Origin of the sequence: Streptomyces sp. NPDC007905 (genome assembly GCF_042959345.1) — a bacterium.
GTDB lineage: Bacteria > Actinomycetota > Actinomycetes > Streptomycetales > Streptomycetaceae > Streptomyces.
Genome location: NZ_JBIBKS010000018.1, coordinates 96,376 through 115,881, shown reverse-complemented (window position 1 = coordinate 115,881; position 19,506 = coordinate 96,376). Strand labels below are relative to the sequence as shown.

Genomic DNA, 19,506 nt, shown 5'->3' with positions numbered 1-19,506 from the left:
GTCGTCCGCAGGGTCCACCATAGTGACCCCGGCCTGGGATGACGTGACCGCTCGTTCGTACGGGGGTGTCGATTCCACAAGAGTGGGGTAAGAACACCGTTTTCGGCACCTGCGTTCCACGACGGATGGGGGCCCGGCGCCCTTCGGGCCGACCTGGGACCCGCTGGCTGCGGATCGACCGAAAGCCGTTGTCTACTGAGCGCCCGGGCCCCACCCGGGTCACACCTTGCCGACCGGCCGGAGCGTTCATTCGTCGGCGCGGGCGCTGAGCCTGGCTCCCAGTGGCGGTGCCCCGGTGCGGCACACCGTCCCTGACCCAGCAGCGCTGCGACGAGTTGCGTGAACACTCCCCGGTCGGGCGTCCGGTGGTGGACTCGGCCGAACCTACCGGCCCCCGGCCGTCGACTGTCAACAGCCTCCTGAGCTGCGCCGATTCCCTGCCGACCACGGTGAGCAGGGAGGATGCGCAGGTCGGGCGTCGCGGCGGCGGCGGACGATCAACGCCGCGCCACCCCGGGAGATCACTCGCCCGGCCGTACGAACACCGTCCGGCCGCCCACCACGGTCCGCAGACAGACCGGCAGGTCGCGGCCCGGGGTCAGGTCGGGCAGGCCGGGGGTGCCGGAGCGCGGGTCGGTCGACCAGCGGGCCACACGGTCGTCGGGGGCCTGGACGATCAGCTCGTCGGTCCGCCAGACGGCGTAGTCGGCGGGCGCGCCGGGCACCAGGACACCGGCGTCGTCGCGGCCGACGGCCCGCCAGCCGCCGCGCGTGTGCGCGGTGAACGCGGCGCGTACGGAGACCCGGTGCTCGGGGGTGTGGTGGAAGGCGGCGGCGCGGACCGTGCCCCAGGGGTCGAGCGGGGTGACGGGGCTGTCCGAGCCGAACGCGAGGGGCACCCCGGCCCGCAGCAGGGCGGCGAACGGGTTGAGGGAGCGGGCCCGCTCGACGCCCAGGCGCCGGGCGTACATGCCCTCCTCGCCGCCCCAGAGTGCGTCGAAGGCGGGCTGGACGGAGGCGATCAGGCCCAGCTCGGCGAAGGTGGCGACGGTTTCGGGGGTGAGCATCTCGGCGTGCTCGACGCGGTGCCGGGCAGCCCGGACGCGGGCGAGGCCGACCTTCTCCGCGGCGGCGCGCACGCCCTCCACGACGACGGTCACGGCGGCGTCGCCGATGGCGTGGAAGCCCGCCTGGAGGCCCACCTCGGTGCAGGCGACGACGTGGGCGGCGACGGCGTCGGCGTCCAGGTAGGCGGTGCCGGTGCTGCCGGTGTCGGCGTACGGCTGGTGGAGGCAGGCGGTGTGCGAGCCGAGCGAGCCGTCCACGAAGAGGTCGCCGGCGGCGCCGCGCGCGCCCAGCTCGCGAGCCCTGGCGACACCTTCATCGGCCCGCTCGGCCCAGTAGCCGACGACCCGCGGCCCCGGCACCTCGGCGGCGAGCTTCAGCAGGCCGGTGAAGTCGTCCTCGGAGGAGATCTGCGGGCCACCGCACTCGTGCACGGAGCCGATGCCGAGGGAAGCGGCGTGCGCCAGGGCGGTGCGCTGGGCCTCGGCGCGCTGGGCGGGGGTGATGGCGGCGAGGGCGGCTTCGCGTACGGCGTGGTGGGCGTCCCGGGTGAGCGGGGCGTCCTCGCGGGTGACGTCGCCGGGCACCAGGTCCAGCAGGGCAGTGGTGACGACCGCCGAGTGGACGTCGATCCGGGAGAGGTACAGCGGGCGGCCGCCGGTGGCGGCGTCGAGTTCCGCGCGCGTGGGCGGACGGCCGCCGGGCCAGCGGGCGGCGTCCCAGCCGTGGCCCAGCAGGACCCGGTCGTCCGGGCGGGCGGTGGCGAAGTCGCGGACACGCGCGAGGGCCGCCTCCAGGGACGGAGCGTCGGACAGGTCGAGTCCGGTCAGGGCGAGGCCCGTGGCGGTGGTGTGCACATGGGCGTCGGTGAAGGCCGGGGTGACCAGGGCGCCGTCGAGGTCGACGACCTCGTCCACACCGTCGGCGAAGGCGTCGGCGGCACCCTCGGAGCCGACCCAGGCGACCTGGCCGCGCTCCACCACCATCGCGGTGGCGAAGGGGTCGGCGGGGCTGTGGACCTCTCCGCGGCGCAGGAGGACGGTCTGAGGGTCGGCGGACTGCTCACTCATGTCCGACAGTCTCTCGCGTGCGCGGGGCTGACCGGGCACCGGGGCGGCGCGGGTCGGCTCTCCGGAGACGGACTTGCATGGGACCCCCCGCACAACCGGCCTCGCTCGACGCCCCCTGCACAACCGGGCTCGTACGGGGCCGGCAGGACAACCGGGCGGGGCGCGTCTCAGATCTTCGGGGGACGCGCCTCGTACGGGGTCGACAGGACGACGGTGGTGCGCGTGGAGACCCCGGCCAGGGTGCGCACGCGGGCGAGCAGCTCCTCCAGTTCGTGCGGGGTGGCCACGCGCACCTTCAGGATGTAGTTCTCGTCGCCGGCGACGCTGTGGCAGGCCTCGATCTCGGGGACCCCGGCGAGGCGGTCCGCGATGTCGTCGGGGGCGCTGGGGTCGAAGGGTTTCACCGAGATGAAGGCGGTGAGCGGCAGCCCGACGGCCTCGGGGTCGACGACCGCGGCATAGCCGCGGATGACGCCACGCTGTTCGAGCCGGCGCACCCGCTGGTGCACGGCCGACGTGGACAGGCCCGTGGCCTTGCCCAGGTCTGTGTAGCTCATCCGCCCGTCCTTGACGAGCAGCTGCACGATCTGACGGTCCAGCTCCTCCATGGCGCCAAAACCTACCGTGCGTGTGATCTCCTCGGATAGCTCAGCAACGCAGGTCACACCCGGTTCGGCACAAAAACCACCGCACCGGGCACCTGCGCCCGGCATGTGACGAACGCCACAGCGCTCGGACGGACTCCGTGATGTTCTCGTGATTACCGCCCAGACGGGGCGGGAAGTGCTTGGTGTGGTCGAGGCCGCAGCGCCTTCACGGCCCAGCCTTAGGGGGAGAAACCCATGCAGAGTGTCAAGCGCCCTGGTCGTTCCACGTCCAAGCGGCAGCAGTCGCTCGTCGAGCCCGAGCCGGAGGGCGTCGAACCCGACGCCTACGAGGTCGAGGAACTCGACGCCTACGACACCTTCGAGATGTACCGGGTGATCTGCCCGGACTGCGCGCAGCCGATCGCGCTGCTGGCGGACGAGGAGGTCCTGCCGGAGCACGCGCTGTGCGCCTCGCCGTGGAACCCGTTCGGGCTCACGGTCTGTGCGGGCACGGGGCGCGCGGCGGCCGAGGCCCTCCCCGCGGACGAGTCCTTGGCGCCGCAGGAGCAGGACACGGCCCTGCTGCTCACACTCCCCCAGGGGCTGGACTGGCGGACGCAGCCCTTCTCGCACGTCGGCGGCCCCGGCTCGCGCCCGATGCGCGTACCGGCGATGCGCCGCCTGGCCGCCTGAGTCCCTCCGGACCGGCCGCGCTCAATCCCCGTGACTGCCCTGCACCACGGCGCGCAGACTGTCGTGGTGCAGGATCAGTGTGTCCGGGTCCGCCGCAACGGCGACCTCCCCGAAGTGCGCCTGGCGGTGGGCGATGCGCACCGCGTCGCCCCGGTTCAGGACGGGGTCACCGGCCTCGTGCGGCCACAGCCGCTCCAGCCGGTCGAATGCGGTCTCGATGAGGGGTGAGCGGGCGAGCCCGTCGATCACCCAGGCGTAGTGGGCGTTGGCCCGTCACATACCGGCGCAGGGCGTCCCCTTCGCCGGGCAGGCCGAGGAAGCCGGCTTTCCCGGACGGGACTTGGCCGTGCAGCCGGGCCATGTCGTGTTCGGGGAAGGCGGTGTACGCCGCCGGGCCCGCTGCCAGGCGCACCGCGCAGGAGCGCGAGGGCGGTGGGGACTGCTCGATGTCGAAGACAGGGTCTCGCGGGACATGCCGTTGGAGGCCGGCACGGTGACCCCGACGGCTTGGGAGCCGGGCAGCCGGGTGCCGAGCCAGGCGGACGGGACGGTCGTCGGCCACGCCCCCTGAGACGGATGGCTGACGGTACGTCAGCCATCCGTGGGAGGTCAGCGGGGGAAGCGGTCGCCGTCAGTGAACTCACGCGCGATTTTGCCGGGCGGTGACCTGCCCGGGCTGCGGCGCGTTTTCCGGACATGACCCCCACGTACTCGGCAACCGGGCGTCAACGCCGCATCTTCGTGCCCCGTCCCGCAGAATCGGTTCCGCCTCCGCCGCAGGATCCGCCCATCTACCGCGACCTGATGCGCGTCTGGGCCGACCGGGGCCGCACCCTGCCGGGCCGCCACGACCCGGAGTGGGTCAGGCTGGCGGCCCCGACGGTCCTCAGGGGGCAGTTCAGCGACCTTCCGGTCCCGCCACGTGACGGGCGATGACCATCCGCTGGATCTGGTTCGTGCCCTCGACGATCTGCAGCACCTTGGCCTCGCGCATGTAGCGCTCGGCCGGGAAGTCGGCGGTGTAGCCGTAGCCGCCGAGGATCTGCACGGCGTCCGTGGTCACCTTCATGGCCGTGTCGGTGCAGTGCAGCTTGGCCATGGCCGCCTGCTTGGCGAAGGGCCTGTCCGCGTCGCGCAGCCGCGCGGCCGCGAGGTAGAGCGCCCGGCCGGCCTCGATCTGGGTGGCCATGTCGGCGATCATGAAGCGCAGGCCCTGGAAGTCGGCGATGGGCCGGCCGAACTGCCGGCGCTGGGTGGCGTAGGCGACCGCCTCGTCCAGCGCGGCCTGGGCCAGGCCGATCGCGCAGGCCGCGATGCCGAGCCGCCCGGAGTCGAGGGCGGACAGGGCGATGGCGAAGCCCTGGCCCTCCTCACCGATGCGCCGGTCGTCGCCGACGCGGACGCCGTCGAAGTGGACCTGGGCGGTCGGGCTGCCCTTCATGCCCATCTTCTTCTCGGGCACCGCGCCACTCAGCCCCTCGGCGTCGCCCGGCACCAAGAAAGCAGTGATCCCGCGCGGGCCGTCCTCCCCTGTGCGGGCCATCACGGTGTAGAAGTCGGCGATCCCGCCGTGGGTGATCCAGGCCTTGGTGCCGGTGATCACCCAGCCGTCGCCGTCCCGGACGGCCTTGGTGCGCAGGGAGGCCGCGTCCGAGCCGGAGGACGGCTCGGAGAGGCAGTAGGCGCCGAGCAGGCCGCCGCCGAGCATCGCGGGCAGGTGCTCGACCTGCTGCTGCTTGGTGCCGTAGGCCGCGAGCGCGTAGGAGGCGAGCGTGTGCACGCTGACACCGAGGCCGACGGTCAGGCGGGCCGCCGCAAGCTCCTCCAGGACCTGGAGGTAGACCTCGTAGGGCTGGTCCCCGCCGCCGTACTCGCAGTCGTACGGCAGGCCCAGCAGCCCCGAATCGGACAGCAGGGTGAAGACCTCGCGCGGGAAGCGTCCGGCGTCCTCCTCCTCGGCCGCCTTCGGCGCGATCTCACGCTGCGCGATCTCACGGACGAGCGCGAGCAGATCTCTCGCCTCTTCCGTGGGCAGTTGACGCTCCACCGGCTGCGGGTCGCGGTCGGACATGGCGTCGCTCTCCTCCCTGTTCGGGCACTGGCGGTCGGGCCCGTTCGTGGGGGCGGCTCCGCCTGATCGTTGCGGTTCGGCCAAGGGCACCCGCTTCCGGGTCTCGGAAGCTGCTGACCAGCGGCTGTGTGCCGTGAGTATGCCCGATCAGCGACCTCCCGTCACCAGTTAACGACCGCTTACTCCAAGAATCCAGCCGGAACTCTCCAGCGGCCCGAGATTGGTCCGAACCATTGACGTAGTGGTCTAGTCCTCCTACTGTGCATGGCCAACGCTTTACCGCGTTCATGCCAATCGGCGCGCGTTCCCCTCCCCCCACGAGGAGCCACCGATGCACAGCACTCCCCACCGTCCTCGCGCCCGGTTCCGGGCGCTGCTCGCCGCCGCGTGTTCCGCCGCCCTCGGCGCCGGGCTGCTGGCCGGCGCGGGCACCGCGACTGCGGCCGCCCCCGCCGCTCCGCAGCTCAAGGCGGGCTCCAAGGTCGTCGGCTACTTCACCGAATGGGGCACCTACGAGCGCAAGTACTACGTCAGGAACATCGAGACCTCGGGCTCCGCGGCCAAGCTGACCCACATCAACTACGCCTTCGGCAACGTCACCGGCGGAAAGTGCGCGCTGGGCGACTCCTACGCGGCCACCGACCGCGCCTACACCGCCGCCGAGTCCGTCGACGGCGTCGCCGACACCTGGGACCAGCCGCTGCGCGGCAACTTCAACCAGCTGCTGAAGCTGAAGAAGAGGCACCCCGGTCTGAAGGTGCTCTGGTCCTTCGGCGGCTGGACCTGGTCCAGCGGCTTCGGCGAGGCCGCGAAGAACCCGGCCGCCTTCGCCCAGTCCTGCTACGACCTGGTGAAGAACTCCACATGGTCGGGTGTCTTCGACGGCATCGACATCGACTGGGAGTACCCGAACGCCTGCGGCAACACCTGCGACACCAGCGGTCGGGAGGCCTTCAGGAACGTCATGTCCGCCCTGCGGTCGAAGTTCGGCTCCGGCAACCTGGTCACCGCGGCGATCACCGCCGACGCCACCGGCGGCGGCAAGATCGACGCGGCCGACTACGCGGGCGCGGCCCAGTACATCGACTGGTACAACCCGATGACTTACGACTACTTCGGCGCGTGGGACTCGACCGGCCCGACCGCACCGCACTCCCCGCTGAACTCCTACTCGGGCATCCCGAAGGCGAACTACTACACCTCGGCGACCATCGCCAAGCTCAGGGGGCTCGGCGTCCCGGCCTCGAAGCTGCTCCTCGGCATCGGCTTCTACGGGCGCGGCTGGACCGGGGTCACGCGGGCGGCGCCGGGCGGCACGGCGACCGGCCCGGCGGCGGGGACGTACGAGCAGGGCATCGACGACTACAAGGTGCTCAAGACCAAGTGCCCGGCAACCGGCACGGCGGGCGGCACCGCCTACGCCAAGTGCGGGAACAACTGGTGGAGTTACGACACCCCGGCGACCATCGCCACGAAGATGACGTACAAGAACCAGCAGGGCCTCGGCGGCACCTTCTTCTGGGAACTGAGCGGCGACACCGCCAACGGTGAGCTGATCAGGGCGATCAACTAGCCCCACCCGCCCCCGAGCGGGGGGACTTGGGAGCGGAGGACCACGAGCCTCCGCTCCCTCGTGTCAGCCGTCGCGGCGGGCCGGCGGCGGTGCCGGGTAGGCCGGGTCCAGCTCCCCGACGGCGCGCAGGGCTCCCCCGAGGGTCTTCACCAGCAACTCGCACATGGTCTCCCGGGAGAGTCCGGGGTGGTCGATCCAGTAGAGGGTGGCCCCCTCGACGCTGCACACCCAGGAGAGCAGGCCCATGCGGGCCAGCGGGGCGATGTCGCTGCGGCCGTACGCTCCTTCGGCGATGGTGGCGACGATCGCCTCGCGCACGCCGTCCCGGATGGCGTGCACCTCGGTGTCGAAGCCGACCCCGCCGCTGACGATGGTGCGGTAGGCGGCCTGGTGGTGCTCGGCGAAGCACAGGTAGCTGTCGATCGTGCGGTGGAGGCGGTCCACGGCGGGCAGTTCGAGGCCGCTCGCGGCGAAGGTGACCAGATCGGCGACGGAGTCCTGGATGATCGCCATGTAGTAGCCGCGCTTCGACCGGAAGTAGTAGTAGATCAGCCCCTTGGCGACATGCGCCTGGCGGGCGATGTCGTCCATGGACAGCGCGTCGTAGGAGGTGTCGGCGAACAGCTTCCGCCCGATGGCGATGAGTTCGGCGCGACGTGCCGCGGAGCGCTCGGTGCCGCGCGCCCGGATGGGGGCACCCCCTGCTCGAGCGGAGTCGAGAACTTGGGGGAGGGCGGCGGCACGCTGTTGACGCATATTCAATTTCGACCCTGGTCTGGGAGGTCGGCGGGACATCCGCAGTATGTCAGAACATGCGCGTCGAGCCAGGGGTCGGGTCAGAGCAGACCGAGCTGGGTCACGAGCATCGCGATCACGGCCACGAGCACCCAGCCCATGACGTGCTCGAGGATCTTCGGGCCGTCTTCCTGAGGCCCGCCGGTGCGGACGCGGGTGGCGGTGGCCGGGTGTGCGCTCATGGTTTCTCGCAGAGGTCGGACGTACGGAGTGGTGTCCCCCCACCCATTTGTCCACCTTGCCACCCGCGACGGCGTTTGCGGCAGAGACGTTGCTCACACGGGCCGGGTCAGCGCACCCCCACCGCCGCGAGCGCCCTGCACTGGGCCGGATGGGGATGGGCCGGGAAGTAGAGGTAGCAGACGCCTCCGGTGCCGGAGACGACCTTGCCGGAGGCGTTGTACCGCTTGGTCCTGAGCCAGATGTTCTCGAACTCCCGCCGCAGATACACCCGCCGTACCGTCTCGTCGCTCGGCGAGGCGGGGTCGTTGGCGATGACGTCGCCGTCCGCGGTGAAGCCGATCACCGTCATCAGGTGGCCCGAGGTGCCGTACCCGGCACCGGTCAGCTCCGTCTTCAGGAAGGACTGGGACGTTATGGCCGGGATGCCGGCCGCGACGAGGGTCTCCAGCTCGGTGAGCGAGGCGAGCCGGGTGACCACGCCCTGGAGGTCGTTGAACGTGGCCGCGTAGGCGGCGTTGAAGGGCCAGTTGCCGCAGCCCTGGTACTGGTAGTCGTAGCTGAAGCGGGCCGCGTGGTCCACCTGCGGGTCGGCGTAGGACGGGTCGACCCAGGACAGCTGCTCGGGCGTGAGCCGGCCGCCCCAGTACTCGACGATCATCTGCGAGGAGGTCGGGCTGCACCAGGCCTCGCCGCCGTTGTCGTACTCGGGGTACTGACCCTTGTGGATCTCCTGCGAGTAGCGCGGGACGCCCAGTTCCCGGGCGAGTCCGGGGGTGGAGGCCGGGACGGTGAAGCGGTCGGGGATGTCGGAGCCCATGGCGCCGAGCCGCCAGACGGTCGGGGTGAGCCGGGTGCCCGGCTTGCGGTAGAGCGTCAGGCGCAGCCGGTACGAGACCAGGCGCAGGCCGGTGCCGGCGTCGTCGATGGCGAAGGTGTCGGTCCAGATCGTGCTCTTGCCGTCGCTCTGGTGGTCCACCGAGGTCCGCTTGATGTCCTGGTCGCCGGCCGCCCAGCGGCCCATCACGTACCAGGGGGTGGCGGTGTCGTCCGAGTACGTGCCCTGCAGTTCGACCTGGAGCCAGGTGCCGTCGGGGGTGTGCGCGTTCCAGGAGGCGATGGCCTCGGTCGCGGGCACGGCGAGCCGGTGGACCGGGGAGGTCCAGGTCGCGTACTCCCAGGTGGCGGTGGTGCCGGTGTGCGGGTCCGTGTAGTCGGTACGGCCGATGGGGGTGCCGATCTCGACGCCGGGGCGGCGGCCGGCGGCCACCCGGACGCCCAGCGTGGTGCCGCAGCGCCAGTCGCTGTACGTCGTCCAGACGTGGTAGTCGATCGGGCGGGCGGGCGCCTGGGCGGGATCGTCGGTGTCGGCGGCGGGCGCCACTGCGGCGGCGGCCGCGGGTACGGCTCCCGAGGAGACCGCGGCGACCATCGCGGCGGTGAGGACGGTACGGCGGGACGGCTGCTGGGCTCTGCTCATGGGCGCGGTTACCCCCAGGTGTCCGGGTCGGTGCTGGTCCGATGCGTGGTTGTGCGCCAACTATGGAGGACACGGCATGCCCCTGCCAGCACTTCCGCGCATGGCGCGTCACCGATATTGGTCTGGCCCACTGGAGAAAACCGCGTGGTCACGCCCCGGCCCCGGCCCCGGCGCCGGCCCCGGCGGGTGCCGTGCGCCGGGGCCGGGGCCGGTGGGGTCAGACGAGATCCATCGCGGCGACCTCGTCGGGGCGGCCGTAGCTGACCGGCCCCTGGAAGCGGCGGCGGGCGGTGGCGAACCACCACACGGTGGCCACGAGGAGGACGACGGCCAGCGCGATCGGCGCGTAGTTGAAGGAGTCGACGGTGATCGGTGAGGCCTGCGGCAGCATGAACAGGACGCTGCTGAGCAGGATCCAGATCACCGCCAGCCAGCCGATCGGGCTGCCCCAGCGGCCCAGGTGCCAGGGGCCCGGCTGGAACTCGTCGCCGAGCCGCAGCCGCAGGAAGATCGGCACGGCGTAGGCGAGGAAGAGTCCCACCACGTTGACGCTGACGATGGCGGTGAACGCCGTGTGCGACCACCAGCCGGGGACGACGAGGGCCAGCGAGCAGGCCACCGCGAGCCACACCGCCTTCACGGGCGTACGGGTGCGCGGCGAGACCGAGTGCCACCACCGGGAGCCGGGCATGGCACCGTCCCGGGAGAAGGCGAAGATCTGCCGGGTGTTGCTGGTGAGGTTGGCGAGGCCGCAGAAGAGCATCGCGCCGATCACGATGAGGAGCATCGCCTTGGCGGTGCCGAGGCCGAGCCCGTCGATGAGAATCTGGACGGGCGGTGCGGAGGAGCTCGCCACCTTGGCGTAGTCGCTAATGCTGTAGACCAGTGCGAGCATGAGGATCAGGCCGGTGATCGCCGAATAGCCGATGGCCCGGGTGATCCCCCGCGGTGCGTTGACCGTCGCGCGGACCGTTTCCTCGGACATGTGGAAGCTGCCGTCGAAGCCGGTGAAGGTCCAGCTGGTGACCAGCAGACCGAGCATGCCGCCGTAAAGCCCGCTCGTGAAGCCGGTGTTGTTCTCGAAATGCGTCACGAAGGACGCCGACTGATGATGGTCCGGCATCACTATGAGTGTGCTCACGATCACCACCAGTCCGACCAGCAGCCACCAGACGGAAATCCGGTTCAGCAGGGCGACGAGCTGGACGGTGTACGTGTTGGCCAGGCCCTGCAGCACGATGATCAGGGCCGTGATCAGCACCGTCTGGTGCGCGGTCGGCCGGTACGAGGGCCACTGCAGGGCGATGAAGGCCTGAATGAAGGTGGCCGCCGCATAGCCGGTGGCGGCGGTGCCGCCGATCTGGCCCACGAAATTCAGCCACCCGGTGAACCAGGACCAGGCACCCTTGTGCCGCTTGGCGAGTTTACCCGCCGAGAAATACAGCGCACCGCTCGTCGGATAGGCGGACGCGACCTCCGCCATCGCCGCGCCGATGAACAGCACCATGACGGAGACACCGATCCAGCCGAACACGAGAATGCGGGGGCCGCCCGCATTCATGCCGTATCCGAAGGACGAGAAAATACCCGAAAGGATATTGATGATGGTGAAGGAGATCGCGAAATTGTCGAACGCCTGGAAGCGCCGGGTGAGTTTCCGCGGATAGCCCATCGCGTGCAGGGTCGCGTCGTCGTCGAGCACGACCGGGTCCTCGTCCCCGCGGGACGTCGCCCGTGGATTCGATGTCCGTTCCGACACAGTTCGGCCTTTCTCTCGGTGGGGGCAGAGCACGTGCGCGGTCAGGGGGGTCCCGGGACGGGCAGGCCGCAGGCGCGCCGCGCCCGGGAGAGCTGCTCGGCGGGGTCGCCGAAGGCGCTCCAGGGCATGCGCGAGGCGTACGGCCCCATCGCCGCGAAGACCGCCCGGGCCTCGAACTCGCACTGGGCCATGACCAGCGCGTGCGCGAGGTAGGCCAGGTCGAGCACCGGGGTGAAGCGGTAACCGGCCACCGTGGGCAGCCAGTTGTGGTAGATCGCCAGCGCGGTGGACCGCCACTGGGGCTGCTCCCAGATACGGTCGGCGAGCAGCTGGGTGGGGTTGTAGCTCTCCACCAGGGCCACCAGCGGCAGCAGTCGCAGGGCGGAGTCGGCGGGCGCCCGCTGGCTGAGGAAGGCGGCCACGTCCCAGGCCGCGTTGACCGAGCCGCCGTGCCGCGTGAAGAAGCACGAAAGGAAGCGGTGGTGGCCCTCCCGGTGCCAGGGGTCCAGGGACAGGATGTGCGAGAACAGCCGCCAGGGTCCGGGCGGTGCGGTGAGCAGCCCCTGCGGTGCGGGGTCGCGCAGCCGGTGCAGCCGGGCCATGGCCAGCTTGGCGACCCAGGGGGTGGGGTCCTCGGGCGCCATGGCGGCCGCCCGGTCGCAGGCGGTCAGGGCGATCCGCTCCAGCGCCTCGGCGCGCTCGTCCCGCGCGTCGGCGGCCCGCATCGCGCGCTGCACCGCGACCCGGGCCCACATCAGGGCGGACTCGGGAGTCGGCTCCTCGGCGAGCCAGCGTTCGACCAGGTCGCTGCCCGCGGCCTCGGAGGCCAGCACCAGGGAGCGGTGGGCGCGCAGCGCGAAGTCGGAACGCGTCTCGGCGAGGACTTCGTCCGCGTATCGATAACGCCCGGCGCGCACGTCGACACATACGCTTGCCAGGACACGGTCGTCGGCCGCCGGATGCCATACATAGTGCCCTTCGAATAACTCCGCGGCCATGCCCCCCTGTCCGTCCCTTCACGGCGCATCGCAGTTGCGCAGGAGGCACTTTACTCAGCAGTCGGCGCACCGGGAACGCCGAATTTCACATATCGGTCAACGGATTGAGCACGTTAATCCATTTGATTGACCGGCGGTCAGCCAGTAGTTCAAGAAGTGACGTTTCCCGGCCCAGGGGTCCAGTCACTATGGGCCGCTACTAGACTGTTTCCGGAAAACACCCCCACACCGCATCACACCTCAGGAATCGCCATTCACGACCTCGCCGCCCGGCTGCGCGGGCTTCCCCCTTCCTGCGGCCCCGTCCGGCTGATCGCCGTGGACGGGCACGCCGGCTCCGGAAAGTCCACCTTCGCCGGGCGGTTGGCCGCCGCGCTGGGCGGGGCGCCGGTGCTGCACCTCGACGACATCGCCAGCCACGAGCAGCTCTTCGACTGGACCGGTCGACTCCTGGCCCAGGTGATCGCCCCGCTCTCCCGTGGCGAGAGCGCGCGCTACGCCCCCTACGACTGGCGTGCGCACGCGTTCGGCCCACCGCGCCCCCTGCCGCCCGCCCCCGTGGTCGTGATCGAGGGGGTCGGCGCCGGCCGCGGTGCGCTGCGGCCGTATCTGGCGCGGCTGCTGTGGATGGAGCTGCCCCGCGAGGAGGCCTGGGCGCGGGGCAGGTCGCGGGACGGCGCGGAACAGCGGGAGTTCTGGGCCGGGTGGGTCGAGGCGGAGCGGGCGCACTTCGCCGCCGACCCCTCGCGCCCCCACGCCGATCTTCTGGTGCGCCAGACACCGGAGGGGTACGAGGTGCTGCCGGGGCCTGCGGGGATTCCTGGACCGGACCAGGAGGTCACCCACGGTGATGGACCGTCCGCGATGTGGTGAACTCGTGAAGACCCTTGCGGGGGAACTTCTTTGAGTGCTCCGGGTCCGCTTGACCCGGGGACCGTACAGGTCTTACGTTCTCAATGTGCGGCCATTCGGTGCCGCCCAGTGACGCGAAGCCCCCGGTTGTTCCCCCGTGATCGGGGGCTTCGTTCTGTCCGCAGCCCGTTTTCCCGGGCGCCCCGCGCACCGATCCGCTCACCCTCCGTCACTCTTTCGTGTGCGCCCCGTCTGCTCCCACCTCCTCGAACGGCCCGTGCCGCACCCTTCGGTGCGCGGTCCTGCCACGGGTACGATGCCCTCGGTGCGACCTTCGAGCGGCTGCCTCGCGCACCTGCAACTCCGGTCCGCGGCATAGCGGTTCGACCGCGGCAGCCGTCGGGCGACTGCCCGGCGGAGAACCAACGGGGGCACGGTTTGTGGGGGACGTGATGGACTTCGGCACGCAGGGCCCCGAGGCCCCGGCCGACCTCGCCTGGCTGCGAGGTGTGGACGCCTACACGATGGGCGCCTATCCGCAGGCGGAGGAGGAGTTCCGCGCCGCGGCGCGGATGGATCCCGGGATGGCGGACGCCTGGCTCGGACTGCACGCCCTGCGGGTCGACACGACGACCGCGCTGCTGAGGATGTTCCGGCACCGGGACCGCTTCGGGGAGCAGCGCGCCCGGCACCGTCGGACCCTCAACTCCTGGTACTGGCTGGGCTGGTGGGTGCAGCCGGTGCTGGAGAGCCCCCGCGATCTGCTGCTGGCGCACGCCTCGCACTGGCTGGACGGCCGGCACGTACCGGAACTGGACCGTGCCCTCGCCGGGCTGCCCCCGGTGGACGCCGACCCGCAGGTCCGCTTCCTGCACGCCTGCCGCGCCTATCTCGTCAAGGACTGGGACCAGCTGGTACGGCACACCGACTCGCTGGTCGACGATCCCATGCTCGGCATCGAGGCGGGCCTGTTCGGCGGGATGGCCCGGGTGCGGCTGGAGATGTACGGGCAGGCCGAGCCGCTGCTGTCGGCGGCGCTGATGCGCTGCCGCAGCGAGCAGCCGCAGCGCAAGGAGCTGCGGTACTGGCTGGCCCGCGCGCACGAGGGAACCGGACGCAGTGCCGCCGCGCTGCCGTTGTACCGCGCGGTGCACCGGGTCGACCCCGCGTTCATGGACACCTCGGCCCGGCTCACCGCGATCGCGGAGGGCGACGGGTACGACGATCCCGCCGACCTCGCCGCGATCACCCTGACCGGCGCGGGGGCGGACGCCGTGGACGGGCCCGACACGCTCGACCCGCTCTTCGGCACGGAGGGGCGCGATCTGCGGCTGCCGGAGCCGGATCTGCCTACCGGCCCGCTGCCGTCCGTGACCGACCCCGCGGTGCGCGTGAAGAGCGGCATGCCCTCGTCGACCTGGCCGTTGCCTGCGGGCCCGACCGACCCGGCGTTACTCGAGGAGGCGCTTGCCGAGCTGGAGCGCATGGTGGGGCTGGAGCCGGTCAAGCGCCAGGTCAAGGCCTTGTCCGCGCAGTTGAACATGGCCCGGCTGCGGGCCGGGCAGGGTCTTCCGGTGCAGCCGCCCAAACGGCACTTCGTCTTCTCCGGGCCGTCGGGAACCGGGAAGACCACGGTCGCGCGGATCCTCGGGCGGGTCTTCTACGCGCTGGGGCTGCTCGGCGGCGACCACCTCGTCGAGGCGCAGCGAGCCGACCTCGTCGGCGAGTACCTGGGGCAGACGGCCGTGAAGGCCAACGAACTGATCGACTCCGCGATCGGCGGGGTGCTGTTCGTGGACGAGGCGTACTCGCTGTCCAACTCCGGGTACGGCAAGGGGGATGCGTACGGGGACGAGGCGCTGCAGGTGCTGTTGAAGCGGGCCGAGGACAACCGGGACCACCTGGTGGTGATCCTGGCCGGCTACCCCGAGGGCATGGACCGCCTCCTCGCCGCCAACCCCGGGCTGTCCTCCCGCTTCACCACCCGGGTGGACTTCCCCTCGTACCGGCCGCCGGAGCTCACCGAGATCGGCAAGGTGCTCGCGGCGGAGAACGGGGATCTCTGGGACGACGAGGCGCTGGAGGAGCTGCGCTCCATCGCCGGGCACGTGGTCGCTCAGGGGTGGATCGACGAGCTGGGCAACGGGCGCTTCCTGCGAACGCTGTACGAGAAGAGCTGCGCGTACCGGGATCTGCGGCTGTCTGCGTATCCGGGCGCGCTGTCCCGGGACGACTTGGCCACGTTGCGGCTGCCGGATCTGATGCAGGCGTATGGGGAAGTGCTGTCGGGCAGGGGTCCGCAGGATCCGTCGCCCCTGTAGGCGCCGTGGGCCCCGGAGAGGCGCGGGGCTGTGCCGGCACGCGGCTCTCCGGCGCACGGGCGCGACCGGCCCCCGCGCACCCACGGGCGACGGGGGTCTAGGTGGCCAGCACCTCCTCCGGTTCCCCGCTCGTGCGCGGCTCCGTCACATGCGGCTCCGGTGTCTCCCGGTGGGCCGGATCCCGTACCTCTCCGACCAGCAGCTCCAGCACGTCCTCCAGGGCGACCAGGCCCAGCACCCGGCCGGAGGCGTCCGCGACCTGGGCCAGGTGGGTGGCCGCTCGGCGCATGACCGTCAGGGCGTCGTCCAGGGGCAGTTCCGAGCGCAGCGTGGTCATCGGGCGCCAGACCTGCTGGGGGACGGCGCGGTCGGAGCCCTCCAGGTCCAGGACGTCCTTGACGTGGACGTACCCCATGAACGCACCCGTCCCGGCCGCCACCGGGAAGCGGGAGTAGCCCGTACGGGCCGTCAGCTCGACGATCTCCCCGGGCGTGACCGACGGAGTCACCGTCACCAGGGACTCGCGCCGCAGCAGCACATCCGTCACCGGGCGGGAGCCCAGTTCCAGGGCGTCCTCCAGACGCTCCTGCTCCTCCGGGTCGAGCAGTCCCGCCTGGCCGGAGTCCTCCAGCAGGCGGTTCAGCTGCTCGCTGGTGACGACGGCCTCGACCTCGTCCTTGGGTTCGACGCGGAAGAGCCGCAGGATGCCCCGGGCACAGGCGCCGAGGCCCACGGTGATCGGCCTGCAGAGACGGGCGAAGTACACCAGGCCCGGGCTGAGCCACAGGGCCGCCTTCTCGGGCGCCGCCATCGCAAGGTTCTTCGGCACCATCTCGCCGATCACCAGGTGGAAGAAGACCACGCCGGCGAGGGCGATGACGTAGCCGAGCGGGTGGATCACGCCGTCCGGGAGGTGGACCGCCTCGAACAGCGGCTCCAGGAGGTGCGCCACCGTCGGTTCGGCCACCGCGCCGAGCGTCAGGGAGCAGACCGTGATGCCGAACTGCGCGGCCGCCATCATCTGCGGCAGCCGCTCAAGGCCGTACAGCACCTGACGGGCCCGGGCCGTGCCGAGCGGCTCGATCTGGCTGCGGCGCACGGAGACGAGCGCGAACTCGGCTCCGACGAAGAACCCGTTGGCGAGCACCAGCAGGGCGGCCAAGACCAGTTGGAGGACGCTCATCGCGCGGCCTCCATGACGTTGCCCGCGGGGACCGTCCGGACCAGGCGGACCCGTTCGGCGCGGTAGTGGCCGACCTGTCGGACGGACAGCCGCCAGCCGGGCAGTTCCGCCCTGTCGCCGGGGGCCGGGATGCGGCCGAGCAGGTCGGCGACCAGGCCGGCGACCGTCTCGTACGGCCCCTCGGGCACGTCGAGGCCTATGCGCTGCAGGATGTCGACACGGCAGCTGCCGTCGACGTCCCAGGCCGGCTTGCCGTCCTCCGGCAGGGCGGGGGCCAGCTCGGGCACGTCCTTGGCGTCGTGCTCGTCGCGGACCTCGCCGACGAGTTCCTCGACGATGTCCTCCAGGGTGACCACGCCCGCCGTGCCGCCGTACTCGTCGACGACGACCGCGATGGGCTGCTCGCTGCGCAGCCGGGCGAGCAGGGGCTGCACGGGCAGGGTCTCCGGGACGAGGAGGGCCTTGCGGGCGATGCGGCCCACGGGGGTGCGCAGCCGGTCGCGCACGGGGACCGCCAGCGCGTCCTTGAGGTGCGCCATGCCGACGATCTCGTCGATCTTCTCCCGGTAGACGGGGAAGCGGGACAGTCCGGTGGCGCGGGTCAGGTTGACGACGTCCTCGGCGGTGGCCGAGTCCTGGAGGGCGCTGACCTTCACGCGCGGGGTCATGACGTGCTGCGCGGTCAGGTCGCCCAGGGACAGGGTGCGGACGAAGAGGTCGGCCGTGTCCTGTTCCAGGGCGCCGGCCTGGGCAGAGTGCCGGGCCAGGGACACCAGTTCGCCCGGGGTGCGGGCGGAGGCCAGTTCCTCGGCGGGTTCGACACCCAGGGCGCGCACCAGCCGGTTGGCGACGGTGTTGAGCGCGGCGATCACCGGCCGGAACAGGCGGGAGAAGTGGTGCTGGGGGGCCGCGACGAAGCGCGCGACCTGCAGCGGCCTCGACACCGCCCAGTTCTTGGGTACGAGTTCGCCGATCACCATCTGGATCGCGGAAGCCAGCAGCATGCCGACGACCACGGAGACACCGGAGACGGCGCCGTGGGGGATCCCGATGGCCGAGAACGGGCCGCGCAGCAGCGCGGCCAGGGCCGGTTCGGCGAGCATGCCGACCACGAGGGAGGTGATGGTGATGCCGAGCTGGGTGCCGGAGAGCTGGAAGGAGAGTTCCTTCAGTGACTCCACGACCGTACGGGCGCGCTTGTCGCCCTCGGCGGCGGCCTTCTCGGCGTCCTGGCGCTCGACGGTCACCAGGCCGAACTCGGCCGCCACGAAGAAGCCGTTGGCGAGAATCAGCAGAAACGCGGCTCCGAGGAGCAGCAGGGGCATGGTCATGATGCCGCCGCCTCCGCAGGAACGCGGACCGGATCCGCGCTGTGTCGAGAGGGGGCGGCGCAGGTACTACAGGACGATCCGTCCATCGCCGGAGGTGGTCACTCCTCGGGTTGCAGGAACCCCTGTGCACCGGGCGGCACGCAGGGGCGGAGGCGCAGCGAAACGCCTCCGCCACCAGATTAATCAAGACACGGCCCACTGGGGCAGGGCGGACGCCCCCGAGTCAGCCCTGATCTTGCGCTTCGTGGGCCGCCGAGCGCGCCTCGGCGAGCGCCCGCAGGGCCCGTGCGTCGGCGACGGCCCGCTGCTTGGCGATGCCCGGCTGGATGCCGAGCGCGGGCAGGCTGGTGCCGTCGCTCAGGTTCAAAAACACCCAGGGATCGCCCGGACGGAGGTTCACCTGGAGGATCTCCGCCCAGTCCAGGCGCCGCCTGCTGACGATGTTGACGACGGTGACGCCGGACTCGTCGGCGACGACCTTGATCCGGGCGAGCTGGGCCAGCACCCAGAAGATCAGCGCCCCGGTGATGACGAAGCTGAGCCGCTCCCCCGGGCCGAGCTCCAGCAGCATCGCGATCCCGGAGATCACCAGGAAGATCACAACGCCGGCCGTGAGCAAAATCGCACGGGTGTGGCCCGGGCGGAAGGTGACGGGGAGGTCGGGAAGATCGGACATCTGTCTGCGTACCTCCTACAGGCGGCAGGCGTGGATGGCCGTGGTCAGGATGGCCCGGGCGCCGATCTCGTAGAGGTCGTCCATGATCCGCTGCGCCTCCTTGGCGGGGACCATGGCGCGGACGGCGACCCAGCCCTCGTTGTGCAGCGGGGAGACGGTCGGCGACTCCAGACCCGGGGTCAGGGCGACGGCCTTCTCGAGCTGCTCGACGCGGCAGTCGTAGTCCATCATCACGTAGGTCCGCGCGACCAGGACGCCCTGGAGGCGGCGCAGGAACTGCTGGACCTTCGGTTCCTCCGCGTCGGCGCCGGTACGGCGGATGACGACGGCCTCGGACTTCATGATCGGGTCGCCGAACACCTCCAGGCCCGCGTTGCGCAGCGAGGTGCCGGTCTCGACCACGTCGGCGATGACCTCGGCGACGCCCAGCTCGATCGCGGTCTCGACGGCGCCGTCGAGGTGCACGACGGAGGCGTCGATGCCGCTGTCGGCGAGGTGCCCCGCGACGATGCCCTCGTAGGAGGTGGCGACCGTCTTACCCTTCAGGTCCTCGATGCCGTTCGCGGTGCCCGGCTTGGCGGCGAAGCGGAACGTGGAGCGGGCGAAGCCGAGCGGCAGGATCTCCTCGGCGTCGGCGGCGGAGTCGACCAGCAGGTCACGGCCGGTGACGCCGATGTCGAGGCGGCCGGAGGAGACGTAGATCGCGATGTCACGGGGGCGGAGGTAGAAGAACTCGACCTCGTTCCCCGGGTCCACGATCCGCAGCTCCTTGGACTCCCGGCGCTGCTGGTAGCCGGCCTCATGCAGCATCTCCGCCGCAGGGCCGGACAGGGAACCCTTGTTGGGGACGGCGATGCGCAGCATGAGGTCGG

General features: G+C 71.3%; 16 protein-coding genes and 1 pseudogene. 4 read left to right on the top strand and 13 right to left on the bottom strand.

The annotated features are described in order from the left end of the window. Positions 1 to 521: 521 nt before the first annotated feature. Both ACFZDC_RS29310 and ACFZDC_RS29305 read right to left on the bottom strand, forming a co-directional pair. Positions 522 to 2,135 carry an amidohydrolase family protein gene (locus ACFZDC_RS29310; protein ID WP_391328687.1) on the bottom strand — a complete coding sequence of 538 codons (1,614 nt, stop codon included), beginning with the start codon at positions 2,133 to 2,135 and terminating at the stop codon, positions 522 to 524. Between the two features lie 167 nt (positions 2,136 to 2,302). Next, on the bottom strand, positions 2,303 to 2,743 hold the full coding sequence (locus tag ACFZDC_RS29305; protein ID WP_391328685.1) for an AsnC family transcriptional regulator: 441 nt from the start codon (positions 2,741 to 2,743) through the stop codon (positions 2,303 to 2,305). Positions 2,744 to 2,977: 234 nt separating this feature from the next. On the opposite strand from ACFZDC_RS29305, the gene ACFZDC_RS29300 reads away from it, so the two are divergent. Continuing rightward, the gene (locus ACFZDC_RS29300; protein WP_391328684.1) at positions 2,978 to 3,415 is read left to right on the top strand and encodes a hypothetical protein; all 438 of its coding nucleotides are present in this window, start codon (positions 2,978 to 2,980) and stop codon (positions 3,413 to 3,415) included. A 21-nt stretch (positions 3,416 to 3,436) separates the two neighbouring features. Here the strand turns inward: ACFZDC_RS29300 and ACFZDC_RS29295 are convergent. Both ACFZDC_RS29295 and ACFZDC_RS29290 read right to left on the bottom strand, forming a co-directional pair. Continuing rightward, positions 3,437 to 3,958, bottom strand: a pseudogene (locus ACFZDC_RS29295) (hypothetical protein); the annotation flags it as partial. A gap of 355 nt (positions 3,959 to 4,313) precedes the next feature. Continuing rightward, positions 4,314 to 5,486, bottom strand: coding sequence for an acyl-CoA dehydrogenase family protein (locus ACFZDC_RS29290; protein WP_391328682.1), 1,173 nt, complete (start codon positions 5,484 to 5,486; stop codon positions 4,314 to 4,316). Between the two features lie 331 nt (positions 5,487 to 5,817). On the opposite strand from ACFZDC_RS29290, the gene ACFZDC_RS29285 reads away from it, so the two are divergent. Further along, positions 5,818 to 7,059 (top strand): glycosyl hydrolase family 18 protein, encoded by a 1,242-nt coding sequence (locus ACFZDC_RS29285; RefSeq protein ID WP_391328680.1) that lies wholly within the window; start codon positions 5,818 to 5,820, stop codon positions 7,057 to 7,059. 63 nt (positions 7,060 to 7,122) lie between these two features. Here ACFZDC_RS29285 and ACFZDC_RS29280 read toward each other — a convergent pair whose 3' ends face one another. The 5 genes from ACFZDC_RS29280 to ACFZDC_RS29260 form a co-directional block, all read right to left on the bottom strand. After that, the gene (locus tag ACFZDC_RS29280) at positions 7,123 to 7,815 is read right to left on the bottom strand and encodes a TetR family transcriptional regulator (RefSeq protein ID WP_391328678.1); all 693 of its coding nucleotides are present in this window, start codon (positions 7,813 to 7,815) and stop codon (positions 7,123 to 7,125) included. Positions 7,816 to 7,895: 80 nt separating this feature from the next. Then, positions 7,896 to 8,036 (bottom strand): SCO1431 family membrane protein, encoded by a 141-nt coding sequence (locus tag ACFZDC_RS29275; protein WP_391328676.1) that lies wholly within the window; start codon positions 8,034 to 8,036, stop codon positions 7,896 to 7,898. 107 nt (positions 8,037 to 8,143) lie between these two features. Further along, complete coding sequence (locus ACFZDC_RS29270; RefSeq protein WP_391328674.1) at positions 8,144 to 9,514, bottom strand: C39 family peptidase; 1,371 nt, start codon at positions 9,512 to 9,514, stop codon at positions 8,144 to 8,146. Positions 9,515 to 9,731: 217 nt separating this feature from the next. After that, positions 9,732 to 11,273, bottom strand: coding sequence for an amino acid permease (locus tag ACFZDC_RS29265; RefSeq protein ID WP_391328672.1), 1,542 nt, complete (start codon positions 11,271 to 11,273; stop codon positions 9,732 to 9,734). 41 nt (positions 11,274 to 11,314) lie between these two features. Beyond that, positions 11,315 to 12,271 (bottom strand): hypothetical protein, encoded by a 957-nt coding sequence (locus ACFZDC_RS29260; protein ID WP_391328671.1) that lies wholly within the window; start codon positions 12,269 to 12,271, stop codon positions 11,315 to 11,317. A 252-nt stretch (positions 12,272 to 12,523) separates the two neighbouring features. Here ACFZDC_RS29260 and ACFZDC_RS29255 point away from each other — a divergent pair, with 252 nt between their 5' ends. Further along, positions 12,524 to 13,144: a uridine kinase gene (locus ACFZDC_RS29255; RefSeq protein ID WP_391328788.1), complete on the top strand. Its 621-nt coding sequence runs from the start codon at positions 12,524 to 12,526 to the stop codon at positions 13,142 to 13,144. A gap of 431 nt (positions 13,145 to 13,575) precedes the next feature. Next, complete coding sequence (locus tag ACFZDC_RS29250; protein WP_391328670.1) at positions 13,576 to 15,444, top strand: AAA family ATPase; 1,869 nt, start codon at positions 13,576 to 13,578, stop codon at positions 15,442 to 15,444. Positions 15,445 to 15,541: 97 nt separating this feature from the next. On the opposite strand, the gene ACFZDC_RS29245 is transcribed toward ACFZDC_RS29250, so the two are convergent. From ACFZDC_RS29245 to hisG, 4 genes are all read right to left on the bottom strand, one after another. Continuing rightward, the gene (locus ACFZDC_RS29245) at positions 15,542 to 16,627 is read right to left on the bottom strand and encodes a CNNM domain-containing protein (RefSeq protein ID WP_391328668.1); all 1,086 of its coding nucleotides are present in this window, start codon (positions 16,625 to 16,627) and stop codon (positions 15,542 to 15,544) included. Further along, positions 16,624 to 17,958, bottom strand: a complete 1,335-nt coding sequence (locus tag ACFZDC_RS29240; protein WP_391328667.1) for a CNNM domain-containing protein — start codon at positions 17,956 to 17,958, stop codon at positions 16,624 to 16,626. The genes ACFZDC_RS29245 and ACFZDC_RS29240 overlap by 4 nt, the downstream gene beginning before the upstream one ends. A gap of 223 nt (positions 17,959 to 18,181) precedes the next feature. Next, positions 18,182 to 18,634, bottom strand: coding sequence for a PH domain-containing protein (locus ACFZDC_RS29235; RefSeq protein WP_391328664.1), 453 nt, complete (start codon positions 18,632 to 18,634; stop codon positions 18,182 to 18,184). 15 nt (positions 18,635 to 18,649) lie between these two features. Further along, entirely contained in the window at positions 18,650 to 19,498 is an 849-nt protein-coding gene (gene hisG / locus ACFZDC_RS29230) for an ATP phosphoribosyltransferase (RefSeq protein ID WP_391328662.1), read from the bottom strand. Positions 19,499 to 19,506: the final 8 nt, after the last annotated feature.